The organism is Rhizobacter fulvus (assembly GCF_964020785.1).
On record NZ_OZ224516.1, the window covers coordinates 1,092,956 to 1,105,425 of the forward strand.

The window sequence follows — 12,470 nt, forward strand, 5'->3', positions numbered from 1 at the left end:
ATGACTTCAAACAAAGTTGCATTGATCACGGGCGTGACCGGCCAGGATGGTGCGTATCTTTCCGAGTTGCTGCTCCAAAAAGGCTACGAGGTGCACGGCATCAAGCGTCGCGCGAGCCTGTTCAATACCGACCGCATCGACCATCTGTATCAGGACCCGCACGTCGACCACCAGCGCTTCACGCTGCACTACGGCGACCTGACCGACTCGACGAACCTGATTCGCATCATCCAGCAGGTGCAGCCAGACGAGATCTACAACCTCGCCGCCATGAGCCACGTAGCCGTTTCCTTCGAAACACCCGAGTACACGGCCAACGCGGACGGCATCGGAACCTTGCGCATCCTCGAAGCGATCCGCATCCTGGGGCTCGAGAAGAAGACCCGCTTTTACCAGGCCAGCACCAGCGAACTCTATGGTCTGGTGCAGGAAACTCCCCAGACAGAGAAGACTCCCTTCTATCCGCGCAGCCCCTACGCAGTTGCCAAGTTGTACGCCTACTGGATCACCGTGAACTACCGCGAGGCTTACGGTCTGTACGCGTGCAACGGCATCCTCTTCAACCACGAAAGTCCGCTCCGCGGTGAGACCTTCGTGACGCGAAAGATCACCCGAGCGATCGCGAGAATCGCGTTGGGGCTGCAGGATTGCCTCTACCTGGGCAACATGAGCGCGTTGCGGGACTGGGGCCACGCCAAAGACTATGTCCACATGCAGTGGCTGATGCTCCAGCAAGACGAGCCTGAAGATTTCGTGATCGCCACCGGCGTGCAATACAGCGTGCGGCAATTCGTCGACCTGGCAGCGAGGGAACTGGGAATTGCAGTCACATTCAGCGGCGAAGGCGCCTCGGAGATCGGCACGGTGACAGCTGTAGAGGGCGACAGGGCGATATGCAAGCCAGGCGATGTGATCGTCAAGGTCGATCCGCGCTATTACCGACCCACCGAAGTGGAGACGTTGCTGGGCGACCCCTCCAAGGCCAAGCGCAAGCTGGGCTGGGCCCCGACCATCGCATTGCCCGAACTGGTCAGGGAGATGGTGGACGCCGACTACACGGCTGCACGTCGGGACAGTCTCGTCAAGCTCGCAGGCTTCCAAGCGTACGACTACAACGAATGAGGCTGTCAGCGCAGAGCGGTCCGTGCGGGTCCAACAGAGCACTTGACAAATGAAGATCACGATCATCGGCACTGGCTACGTGGGGCTGGTCACGGGCGCCTGCCTGTCCGAGATGGGCAACGATGTCTTGTGTCTCGATCTCGATCCCGAGAAGGTACGGGTGTTGAACGATGGCGGCATCCCGATCCATGAAGCGGGTCTCGCGCCACTGGTAGCACGCAACACGAGTGCCGGACGCCTGGCCTTCACGACCGACATCGACAGGGCGGTAGGCCACGGCGTCCTGCAATTCATTGCAGTTGGCACGCCACCCGATGAAGATGGCTCCGCCGACCTTCGACATGTGCTGGCAGCAGCGCGGTCTATCGGGCAAAGGATGAACGAATACCGAGTCATCGTTGACAAGAGCACCGTGCCGGTGGGCACTGCTGACCGGGTACGCGGGGTGATCTTGGCAGAGCTTGCGCGACGAAATGTTCAAGTTCCCTTCGCCGTCGTCTCAAACCCCGAGTTCCTGAAAGAAGGCGCTGCAGTCGACGATTTCATGCGCCCGGACCGCATAGTGGTCGGAGCGGACGACGAGCGCGCGATCGAGATGATGCGGGTGCTTTACGCACCTTATCTGCGCAACCATGACCGCATGCTGGTAATGAGCGTGCGGTCCGCCGAACTCAGCAAGTATGCCGCCAACGCCATGCTCGCCACGCGCATCAGTTTCATGAACGAACTCGCCAATCTGGCCGAAGACCTTGATGCAGACATCGAGTCGGTTCGCCTTGGAATCGGATCGGACACACGAATCGGCTACTCTTTCCTCTACGCCGGTTGCGGCTACGGCGGCTCGTGTTTTCCCAAGGATGTGAAAGCGCTGATCCAGACAGGGAAACAGCATGGACATCCGCTGCCGATCTTGAGCGCTGTCGAGGAAGTGAACAACGGCCAAAAGCAGGTGCTCGCCGCCAAGATCGTTCGGTATTTCGGCGCCGACCTGTCGGGCAGGAAATTCGCGGTCTGGGGCCTGGCATTCAAGCCCAACACCGACGACATGCGTGATGCGCCCAGTCGAGATTTGATCTCGGAGTTGCTGCGCCTCGGCGCAACCATCGTGGCCTACGATCCGGTAGCCATGGAGCACGCGACACAGTTGTATCGCGACGAATCGCGGGTCAGTTTCGCCAAGCATCCGCTCGAAGCGTGCGAGGGCGCGGACGCGCTCGTCATCGTCACTGAGTGGAAAGAGTTTCGGAGCCCGGACTTCGCAACATTGAAATCGAAACTGAAGACCCCCTTGGTATTCGATGGACGCAATCTGTACGACCCCGCGTTGATGAAGTCGAATGCGCTCGCTTATTTCCCCATCGGTCGGGGCCATCACGTTCCTGAGGAATCGCGGCGCTGACTCGGCCTGCGCCAACTCCGGGTCCCTTTCGAACGAGACAACGCACCACACATCATGTTCAACGACAAGTCCATTCTGATCACCGGCGGCACAGGCTCGTTCGGCAAGAAGTACGTCAAGACCTTGCTGACCCGCTACAAGCCTCGGCGGATCATCGTGTTCTCCCGCGACGAACTCAAGCAATTCGAGATGCAGCAGGAGTTCAACAATCCGGTGATGCGCTATTTCATCGGCGACGTGCGTGATCCGGCGCGTCTGGTGCAAGCAATGCGTGATGTCGACTTCGTGATTCATGCCGCTGCGCTGAAGCAAGTTCCCGCGGCCGAATACAACCCGATGGAGTGCATCAAGACCAACATCCACGGCGCGGAGAATGTCATTGCTGCCGCCATAGACGCTGGCGTTCAAAAGGTCATCGCGCTGTCCACCGACAAGGCGGCGAATCCGATCAACCTGTACGGTGCTACCAAGCTGGCGTCGGACAAACTCTTCGTCGCGGCCAACAACATGGTTGGTCAGACCGGCCCGTCGTTCGCCGTGGTTCGTTATGGCAACGTCGTCGGGTCGCGCGGCTCGGTGGTGCCGTTCTTCGAGAAGCTCATTGCCGAAGGCGCGAGCGAATTGCCCATCACTCACGAAAGCATGACTCGATTCTGGATCAGTCTGCAGGACGGTGTCGACTTCGTACTGACCAACTTCGACCGCATGTGGGGGGGCGAAATCTTCGTACCCAAGATTCCGTCGATCCGCGTCACGGACCTCGCGCAGGCGATGGCACCGGAACTGCCCACCCGCGTCATCGGTATCCGCCCCGGCGAGAAGTTGCATGAAATCATGTGCCCCGCCGACGACTCGCACCTCACGCTCGAATTCGACGACCACTATGTGATGAGGCCGACCATCAAGTTCCACCACTCCGACATCGACTACACGCTGAATGCCATGCGCGAAACCGGTCGGCGGGTACCGGCGGGTTTCGAGTATCACTCTGGGGGCAATCAGCATTTCCTGAGCGTCGGTGAGATCGTCGATTTCAATCGCAAGGCCATGGAATGATTCCTTACGGTCGCCAGCACATTTCAGAAGCGGATATCGAAGCCGTCGTCGGTGTCCTGCGTTCGGATTTTCTGACACAAGGACCCGCAGTCCCGGCATTCGAGCGGGCTGTTTGCGAACTGACGGGTGCGACGTATGGCGTTGCCGTCAACAGCGCCACCTCGGCGCTGCATATCGCCTGTATGGCGTTGGGGCTCGGCCCGGGCGATCGGTTGTGGACCGTTCCGATCACTTTCCTGGCATCGGCCAATTGCGCCCGTTATTGCGGCGCGGACGTTGACTTCGTCGACATCGACCCTGTCACTCGGAATATCTGCATCGAGGCGCTGGAGCAAAAACTAGAACTCGCCAAGCGTCAAGACAGCCTGCCCAAGATTCTCGTGCCAGTGCACTTCACCGGCCGCCCCTGCAACATGGCGCATATTCGCGAGCTGTCGAAGCGCTACGGCTTCTTTGTCATTGAAGACGCGTCCCACGCGGTGGGATCGATCTATCAAGGCAGCCCGATCGGCAGCGGCCGCTACAGTGATATCACGGTCTTCAGCTTTCACCCGGTCAAGATCGTCACGAGCGCCGAAGGCGGCATGGCCATGACCAATGACGCAGAACTGGCCCACCGCATGCAGTTGCTGCGCAGCCACGGCATGGAGCGCGACCCGTCCCGATTTCTTGATTCGGCCGAAGGCTCCTGGATCTATGAGATGCAGTCGCTCGGTTTCAATTACCGACTGACAGATGTGCACGCAACGCTGGGGTTGTCTCAGTTGCATCGCTTGGACGAATTCATCGTCCGCCGAGAGGCGCTCGTCGCCAGATATGACGCACTGCTGAGTTCGCTTCCGGTGACTTGCCCGGCTCCGCTGGAGGATATGCGCTCAGCGTGGCACCTCTATGTCGTCGAGCTGCAAACGAACCGCGCTCGCGCTGGCGTGTTCGAGGCGATGCGCAAGGCGGGCGTCGGCGTCGCGGTGCATTACATACCAGTTCATTTGCAGCCGTATTACCGCGACCTGGGCTTCCGCTCGGGCGACTATCCGCAATCCGAGCGTTACTACGCAAAGGCGTTGACGCTGCCGCTCTATCCCGACTTGTCTGACGCGCAACAGGAGACCGTCGTCCGCGCGCTCGGGGAGGCTTTGGCGTGAGGTTGGCGGTCATTCCGGCACGCGGTGGAAGCAAACGCATTCCGCGCAAGAACATCCGACTGTTCGATGGCAAACCGATCATCGCGTACTCGATCGATGCCGCTCGACAGTCCGCGTTGTTCGACCGGATCGTCGTGTCGACCGACGACGACGAGATTGCGCGAATCGCCCGCGAGTGGGGCGCGGAAACGCCATTCATCCGTCCCCCCGCCCTCTCAGACGACCATACGGGCACCAACGCAGTCGTGCGACACGCCGTGGAGTGGATGGAAGCGCACGGCACGCCGGTTGCCGAAGTGTGCTGCGTCTACGCCACGGCGCCGATGGTGACGGGCGAGGATATTCGGGCCGCTCACACGCGGCTCTCGGCCGGTACCGATTTCGTGGCCAGCGCCACGCGCTTCGAGTTTCCGGTACAGCGCGCCTTGGTCCGTTCAAGCGACGGCAAGGTCGTACCGATGTTTCCGCAGTGGATCGCGTCGCGCTCTCAAGATCTGGATGAGGCGCTGCACGACGCGGGACAGTTCTATTGGGGCCGGCCAGATGCATACCGTCGTCACGACATTCTGTTCGATGCGTCCGTGGCGGCATACGAATTGCCGTCTTACCGAGTTCAGGACATCGACAGCGAAGACGACTGGATTCGCGCAGAGCGGTTGTTCCAGTTGTGGAGGGAGCAGCGATGCGCATCGCCGTCCGCGTAGACGCATCGATTGCCAGTGGCGTTGGCCATGTCAAGCGTTCGCTTGCGCTGGCGCACGCGCTTCGCGCGCTCGGGGCTGAAGTCGTGTTCGTCACAAGGGACCACGACATCGATACGGCGTCGATGATCGAGCCCGAACTGTTTCGGACGCTCAAGCTGCCGCGTTCGGTCGCGAAATCCGAAAGTCTCCATGCCGCGACGCTCGCGGACCACCGCGCGTGGCTCGGTGTGTCCCAAGCAGCAGACGCGGCGCAGACTTGCGAGGTGCTTGAAGGCGGCGTGGACTGGGTGGTTGTCGACCACTACGGCATCGACAGCCATTGGCATGACCATGTATCCACCGTCCTCGACGCGCGGGTATGCGTCATCGACGATCTGGCAGATCGACCTCTGCACTGCGATCTGCTCGTGGATCACAACTTGACGGGTGACCATCGTGCCAAGTACCGAAGTCAGATCGGCGGAATTCGCAAGCTCCTTGGCGGGCCCCGTTTCGCCCTGTTGGGGCCCCGTTACGTGTCGCCTCAGGCGTGCAGGGTCGAGCCTCTCGCGACAAGCATCGGAATCTTCATGGGCGGGGCCGATGCGAGTAATGCCAGCTCGGTCGTGCTTCGAGCCTGTCGCGATATCGCCGGCTTCGTCGGATCGATCGAGATCGCGACCACGAGCGCCAATCCTCACTTGGCGGAATTGCTTGCACTGTGCGAGAAGTCCGGGCAGACCCGGCTGCTCATCGATCAGCCCGACCTGGCAGACTTCTTCTCTCGGCATGGCTTGCAGATCGGCGCCGGCGGCGGCGCGTCTTGGGAGCGATGTCGTGTCGGCGCGCCGACGATCGCGCTCGTGTGTGCCGACAATCAGGCCCCCGTCGTCAAAGCGTTGGCCGAAGCGGGTGTCGTGTTGGCCGTGGCTACGGTGACACCCGCAGCCGTCGGCGCTGCGATTGCAAGGCTCATCCAGGATCAAAAAGAGCGACTGAACCTTCACGAGCGTTCCATCCGTCTGGTGGACGGGCTCGGTGCCATCCGCGTCGCCTTGGCAATGCTGGCTGACACCCTGGAACTCCGCCCGGCCATGGTGGACGACGCCGCGATGTGCCACGGATGGCGGAACGATGAGCGCGCCCGCCACTATTCTCGCGACCCGTCGATCGTTTCGATGCAGGATCATCTCGCGTGGTGGTCGCGCTCTTTGGCCGATTCGCGCCGTTGTCTCTTGATTGCGCACTGCGGTCACCGGCCCGTCGGATGCCTTCGATGGGACACCGCCGGATCGGGCGCGGAGGTTTCCATTTACCTGGATCCGATGCTGACGGGGCTGGGGCTCGGCGCCAAGATGCTGCGCGCTGCCATGGTGTGGGTCGCCGGGAACGAACCGTCGATCGAGATGCTGGAGGCCGACATCCATCCCGATAATCGTTCGTCAAGCTCGGCTTTCGCCGCAGCAGGCTTCGTTCGCCGAACCGAGCGCACATGGACCTGGCAGGTGCCGCGATGAAATTCACTCTCAACTGTTAGAGGCTCCAATGAAGATCGCCAATCGGGATATCGGGCCGGATCACCCACCCTTCGTGATCGCCGAGATGTCCGGCAACCACAATCAATCGCTGGCCCGAGCGATCGAGATCGTCGAGGCGGCCGCCGCAACCGGCGCGCATGGCCTGAAGATCCAGACCTACACGCCCGACACGATGACGCTGGACATCGCGGAGCGCGAGTTCTTCATCTCCGACAAGCACAGCCTGTGGCAGGGCAAAAGCCTCTACCAACTCTATAGTGAGGCGTACACGCCGTGGGAATGGCACCAGCCTATTTTCGAACGCGCGCGTTCGTTGGGGCTCATCGTGTTCAGCACTCCGTTTGACGCGAGCGCGGTCGATTTTCTCGAGGCGCTGGACGTGCCTTGCTACAAGATCGCCTCTTTCGAGAACACTGACCTGCCGCTGATCCGCCGTGTCGCCGCGACCGGCAAGCCGATGATCGTTTCGACGGGCATGGCTTCGATCGCGGAACTCGACGAGACCGTGCGCGCCGCCCGCGAGGCTGGCTGCGGTGATTTGGTGCTGCTCAAGTGCACGAGCAACTATCCGGCCACGCCGGAGAACACGAACATTCGCACCATTCCTCACTTGCGCGACTTGTTTGGCTGCGAAGTGGGCCTGTCCGATCACACCATGGGCATCGGCGTCGCGGTGGCCAGCGTCGCTCTAGGGGCCACTGTGATCGAGAAGCACTTCACCTTGCGGCGCGACGAGGGAGGGGTCGATTCCGCGTTCTCCCTCGAGCCTTCGGAGATGAGAAATCTGGTGGTCGAATCCGAGCGTGCCTGGCAAGGCTTGGGCAACGTGTCCTATGGCGCCACCGCGGCCGAAGAACCGTCCAAGGTGTTTCGTCGATCGCTGTATGTCGCCGAGGATCTTCAGGCCGGGGATATCCTGACTGCGCGCAACCTTCGTGCGGTCCGGCCCGGCCTTGGCCTGCCGCCCAAGCACCTGGACCAACTGCTCGGGCGCAGGATGGCTGTAGCCGCGCAAAAGGGAACGCCGATGTCCTGGGATCTATTGCTTGGTGAGCGCCCCGCCGAGTCGGCGTCCTGGCCCGCGGGCAAGCGAGGCACGGTGTGAGCGCGATAACGCCTGGGCGCGTGGTCCGAGCTCTGATCGCCCGCATGCCGCGCGTGCGCAAACAGCGCTACTTCGCGCTGAACGGGCTCGACCGCCGCATGGAGAAGTACATCGGGTACGACGGTGGCTACTTCGTCGAGCTCGGGGCCAACGACGGCATTACACAGTCCAACTCCCTGTACTACGAGCGATTCCGGGGCTGGAAGGGTGTGCTGGTCGAACCCACGCCGCACAACTACTTCAAGTGCAAGGCAAACCGATCGCCCCTGGATTCAGTTCATTGCGCGGCGTGTGTCTCGTTCGACTACAAGGAGCCGTTCGTCAGGATGATCTATTCGAACCTGATGACGACGACCGGCGATCTCAGCTCCGACATCGCAGACGCCGACTCGCATGCGCAGGTCGGTGTGAAGTTCCTGCCCCATCAAGAGGAAGTGGTCACCTTCGGGGCCATCGCGCGCCCCCTCAACGACATCCTCATTCAGGCCGGCGCACCTGGAGTCATCGACTTCCTTTCGCTCGACGTCGAAGGCGCCGAGATCGAGGTCCTGAAGGGTGTCGACCACGAGCGGTTCAAGTTCAAGCACATCCTTGTCGAATGCCGGGACCTTCGTACCATGCAGGCTTACCTGCAGAACCGGGGATACCGGCTGGTCGAGAAGATCTCCGACCACGACTATGTGTTCGCAGGCGCCGGAGTGTCGTCGTGAGCCTGCTAGGCAAGCTGCGCAACTTGCGCAACTTGGTATCGCGCCGGCTGCCTTCAGATCCTCGCGCCGCGGCCCTGCTTGAGCATTTCGGTCCGGCCACAACGGCAGCAGGCCCGCCGCTCGCGGTCGTGGCGATGCAGTGCGTGGAGGATCCCTTCTATCTTGGCCTGTTCGCCGTGGTCGCGCGGCAACTGCGCCGCGCGGAGGTCGGGCACCGAGATGTCGCGGTCGAACTCGCCGTGCATCGATCGTTCAATGCCGGCCTCCAGGGCGGGTGGGCCTCGTTCATCGCCTGGACCGTACTGCTGAATCGAACCATCAGCGCGCAATGGCTGCGCGCGTTCGGCGCGGTGTCGTCACGACTTGCGTATCGGAGCAACTCTTTCGCTCCGACGGCAGACATCGTGGATGCCTGGCGCAGTTGGCGCATGTGGCATGAGGCGCGCGCGACAGGCCACCTGGACGGAACGGTCATCGACGGCACGGCGTGTGGCGACCTGGTGATTGACAGTTATCTGCGCTTTCGTCCTTCGCCACGGTTGAATGTCGAGGATCCGTTCGTTCTCTATCTGCTGTGGCAGGCCCATCGCGACGTCCGGCGCGCGCGCCGCTATTTCCGCGCGCGACAGCCACGGGTCTACCTGACGTCGTACACGACATACATCCAGCACGGCGTGGCCGCGCGGGTGGCGCTCCAGGAGGGCACTCGTGTCGTATCGTTCGGCAACCTTCAGGAATTCGGCAAGGTACTGACTCTGCGGGACACGTTTCACACCCGCAATCCAGTGCACTATCGACGTGAATTCCATGCGTTGCCGAACCAGCCCGAGTTGCTGCTCGAAGCACAGCGCCAGTTGGACATCCGGCTGTCCGGGGGCATTGACAGCGCGACTTCGTACATGGCGGCCTCTGCTTACCGCGCGACGACCGATGAAGTACCTGACGTAGCCGGCGCCGTCGTGGTCTTCCTGCACGACTTCTACGACAGCCCGCACGTCTATGCAGACCTGGTGTTTGATGACTTCTGGTCATGGATCTGCTTCACGATCGAAAAACTGGCGCAAGCGTCGGTCCCGTTTCTGGTCAAGCCGCATCCAAACCAGATCGCGCTGAGCGACGAGGTCATCGGTGACCTGAAACTGCGCTATCCGCAGCTTCGGATGATTTCATCGGGTGTCACCAATCGCCAGCTGGTTGACGCCGGCATGGCCTGCGCGGTCACCGTCTACGGCACGATCGCGCATGAGATGGCCTACTTGGGGGTTCCCTCGATCGGTTGCGCCCGTCACCCGCATATCGCCTTCGATTTCTGTCGTACTGCGCTTGACCGGTCGAGCTACGCGGAGCTGTTGAAAACGGCGCTCGTGGATCGGCCCGATGCAACTTCGTTGCGTCAGCAGGCACTTCAGTTCTATGTCATGCACAACTTAGCCTTCTCGCAGGCCGAGATCGATCTGCGCGACGCCTTTATCGCAGCCTGGCGTACATGCCACGACAGCCGACGGTCGGTGAGCGAGGTCGTGAGCTGCTTTGATCGCATGGCGGCGCTGCCCGCATTCGCTGCGTTCACCCGGTCGCTCTTCATCGGAATACCGGAGCGGTCTGAAACGACGCCCCATGCATCGTTCCTGGAGGCCCCCCCGTGAAACGCATCATCAGATGGCTGCTCAGAACGACGCTGAACCTGGCCAGCTTTCCTTACGCGTTGGTGCGCTACGCCAAGTCGGGCCACACAGACTCGTGGGCGCATCAGGCCTTGATCCAACTGTTCTGCGCAACCGGGGGACGGTTCAACGATTTGCTGAGTGGATGTATCGGTATCGGCTCCAGGCGGCTCGCCATCGCGCGGCCGGTCGGTGTTCTGGGAGATCTCAGCGGTGGCGCCAAGCGCCGTTTTGGCGACGAACTACGTGCCCGCGGATTTGCGGTCTTCCCGAGCGCATTGCCGAAGGACATGTGTGACCGGCTGATGCAATTTACCTGCGAAACTCCGGCACTCGTTCGCCGGATGGATCACGAGGACGTGGGCAATGCACCCCGGGTCGCCATATTCAACCCCGAACGGCCCCTGGCGGTCCGTTACGACTATCCCACGGAAGCTCTGCTCGACAATCCTGACGTCCAGTCTTTGCTCTCAGACCCATCGTTGCTCGCCTTGGCCCAGGAGTACCTCGGCAGCCGCCCACGCGCGGACGTGCTGTCCATGTGGTGGCACACCAGCTTCCACACTCAGCCCGACAGCGAGGCAGCGCAGTTCTATCACTTCGACATGGACCGCATCAAGTGGCTCAAGATCTTCGTTTACCTCACGGATGTGGGGCCCGAAGACGGCCCGCACTCGTTCATCGAGGGATCGCATCGCAGCGGCGGGATCCCCGCGAGCATGCTCAGGCGCGGCTATGTCCGCCTTTCGGACGAGGAAGTGATCGGGCATTACGGCTCGGCTCGCCAGATCGAGTTCGCGGCGCCCCGCGGGACGATCATCGTCGAGGACACGCGAGGACTGCACAAGGGCAAGGCGGTGACCGGCCGCTCTCGTCTGGTGCTGCAACTCCAGTTCAGCAACTCGTTGTTCGGGGCGCAGTACGCGAAGGCGACGATGCGTGAAGTCCACAACCCGTCGCTTGCTCAAGTCATGGCCCAGGCGCCGGATGTCTATGCCGGCTACCGCTGACGCGAGCTTGCGCCAATGGCTGGCTACGACGCGCTGGATGCTGCATGCGCCGCGGCAGCGCTGGCGTCGAGTCGCGCGGCACGGTCTGCTGCCCTTCTTCCATGTGCATCGGCAGGCGGAGATCGAGGGCGATGGCCGACTCGACGTCGCCACAGGCGTCTGCATCGGCCGCTCCGCCCGCCTCGTGGTTGGCGACGGTCACCGGTTGAGTCTGGCCCGCGGTGTCTGGATCGGCGACGATTGCGAGCTCTTCGCTGGGCCGGAAGTCCGGATCGGCAGCCGCACGAGTCTGCAAAGCCGCAGCCAGATCCTGGGCCAGGTTTCGATCGGTTCTGGTTGCGTATGCGCGGCCAACCTCTACGTGTCATCGGGCTCACACCGCTTCTCGGACGAGCCTCACTTGCCGGTGCGTGTGCAAGATCACCGTGCGGCCGCGCGCCCGAATTTCCCAACCTCGCGGGCCGTCAGCATCGGCGATGACTGCTGGATAGGCATCAATGTCGTGATCTTGCCCGGTGTGACGATTGGTCGCGGCTGCGTGGTCGGAGCGAATTCGGTGGTGCGCTCCGACGTACCGCCCTATTCGGTCGTTGCTGGCGCGCCTGCGAAGGTTCTCAAGGCTCGTTTGCGGTTTGCTCCGCCTTCACGAATCGAGGCGGGCGACGACCAGCACATCCCGTATTTCTACTCGGGGTTTCAACAGTTGGGTGTCGGCGAGGACGCAGACGACACCTGTCAACGCGAACGCGGCGGCTGGGTCGCGGGCAATCAGTTCTGCCTCGCTTTGGAAGTGCGGCCCGCCGATGTCGTCGATCTGGAGATCGATGCTCTCCGGGCAGGGACGATCGAACACGGCGCACGGAGCTTCGACGTCACACCCGGTCGCAATCGGCTCGCGATTCCGGCGGCGCCGGGCCGCTGGAACCTGCTGCAGTTCGCCTGGTCGCCCGCCGGCGGCGACGAGGCCGGCGGAGGCGCGCTCGTCGTCCTCTCAGCTGCCGCTCAGGCTCACAGCGCCGTCGGCACGCCATCATGAGA

11 protein-coding genes are annotated in these 12,470 nt (G+C 62.0%); all 11 read left to right on the top strand.

The genetic code is table 11. The features are described from left to right. From gmd to ACWH49_RS05340, 11 genes are read left to right on the top strand one after another with little or no spacing between them, the layout of a single operon-like run. Positions 1-1,122, top strand: a complete 1,122-nt coding sequence (gmd, locus tag ACWH49_RS05290) for a GDP-mannose 4,6-dehydratase (protein WP_448170508.1) — start codon at positions 1-3, stop codon at positions 1,120-1,122. A 49-nt stretch (positions 1,123-1,171) separates the two neighbouring features. Continuing rightward, a complete protein-coding gene (locus ACWH49_RS05295; RefSeq protein WP_448170509.1) occupies positions 1,172-2,521 on the top strand; it encodes a UDP-glucose dehydrogenase family protein in 1,350 nt (449 codons plus the stop codon). Positions 2,522-2,575: 54 nt separating this feature from the next. After that, entirely contained in the window at positions 2,576-3,577 is a 1,002-nt protein-coding gene (pseB, locus tag ACWH49_RS05300) for a UDP-N-acetylglucosamine 4,6-dehydratase (inverting) (RefSeq protein ID WP_448170510.1), read from the top strand. After that, entirely contained in the window at positions 3,574-4,722 is a 1,149-nt protein-coding gene (pseC, locus tag ACWH49_RS05305) for a UDP-4-amino-4,6-dideoxy-N-acetyl-beta-L-altrosamine transaminase (RefSeq protein ID WP_448170511.1), read from the top strand. The genes pseB and pseC overlap by 4 nt, the downstream gene beginning before the upstream one ends. After that, positions 4,719-5,426: a pseudaminic acid cytidylyltransferase gene (gene pseF, locus ACWH49_RS05310; protein WP_448170512.1), complete on the top strand. Its 708-nt coding sequence runs from the start codon at positions 4,719-4,721 to the stop codon at positions 5,424-5,426. The genes pseC and pseF overlap by 4 nt, the downstream gene beginning before the upstream one ends. Next, positions 5,405-6,922, top strand: a complete 1,518-nt coding sequence (pseG, locus tag ACWH49_RS05315; RefSeq protein ID WP_448170513.1) for a UDP-2,4-diacetamido-2,4,6-trideoxy-beta-L-altropyranose hydrolase — start codon at positions 5,405-5,407, stop codon at positions 6,920-6,922. Before pseF ends, pseG begins: the two co-directional genes overlap by 22 nt. 28 nt (positions 6,923-6,950) lie before the next feature. Further along, positions 6,951-8,048 (top strand): pseudaminic acid synthase, encoded by a 1,098-nt coding sequence (gene pseI / locus ACWH49_RS05320; protein WP_448170514.1) that lies wholly within the window; start codon positions 6,951-6,953, stop codon positions 8,046-8,048. 44 nt (positions 8,049-8,092) lie between these two features. Continuing rightward, positions 8,093-8,758: an FkbM family methyltransferase gene (locus ACWH49_RS05325; protein ID WP_448170515.1), complete on the top strand. Its 666-nt coding sequence runs from the start codon at positions 8,093-8,095 to the stop codon at positions 8,756-8,758. Continuing rightward, positions 8,755-10,404 carry a hypothetical protein gene (locus tag ACWH49_RS05330; RefSeq protein WP_448170516.1) on the top strand — a complete coding sequence of 550 codons (1,650 nt, stop codon included), beginning with the start codon at positions 8,755-8,757 and terminating at the stop codon, positions 10,402-10,404. The genes ACWH49_RS05325 and ACWH49_RS05330 overlap by 4 nt, the downstream gene beginning before the upstream one ends. Continuing rightward, on the top strand, positions 10,401-11,432 hold the full coding sequence (locus ACWH49_RS05335; protein WP_448170517.1) for a phytanoyl-CoA dioxygenase family protein: 1,032 nt from the start codon (positions 10,401-10,403) through the stop codon (positions 11,430-11,432). The genes ACWH49_RS05330 and ACWH49_RS05335 overlap by 4 nt, the downstream gene beginning before the upstream one ends. A 7-nt stretch (positions 11,433-11,439) precedes the next feature. Then, positions 11,440-12,468: an acyltransferase gene (locus ACWH49_RS05340; protein ID WP_448170518.1), complete on the top strand. Its 1,029-nt coding sequence runs from the start codon at positions 11,440-11,442 to the stop codon at positions 12,466-12,468. The last annotated feature ends 2 nt before the right edge of the window (positions 12,469-12,470 follow it).

Bases quoted from the DNA above. Each gene is read 5' to 3' on its own strand.
- gmd (WP_448170508.1), top strand. From the start codon at position 1: ATGACTTCAAACAAAGTTGCATTGATCACGGGCGTGACCGGCCAGGAT.
- pseB (WP_448170510.1), top strand. From the start codon at position 2,576: ATGTTCAACGACAAGTCCATTCTGATCACCGGCGGCACAGGCTCGTTC.
- pseI (WP_448170514.1), top strand. From the start codon at position 6,951: ATGAAGATCGCCAATCGGGATATCGGGCCGGATCACCCACCCTTCGTG.
- ACWH49_RS05295 (WP_448170509.1), top strand. From the start codon at position 1,172: ATGAAGATCACGATCATCGGCACTGGCTACGTGGGGCTGGTCACGGGC.
- pseG (WP_448170513.1), top strand. From the start codon at position 5,405: ATGCGCATCGCCGTCCGCGTAGACGCATCGATTGCCAGTGGCGTTGGC.
- ACWH49_RS05325 (WP_448170515.1), top strand. From the start codon at position 8,093: ATGCCGCGCGTGCGCAAACAGCGCTACTTCGCGCTGAACGGGCTCGAC.
- pseC (WP_448170511.1), top strand. From the start codon at position 3,574: ATGATTCCTTACGGTCGCCAGCACATTTCAGAAGCGGATATCGAAGCC.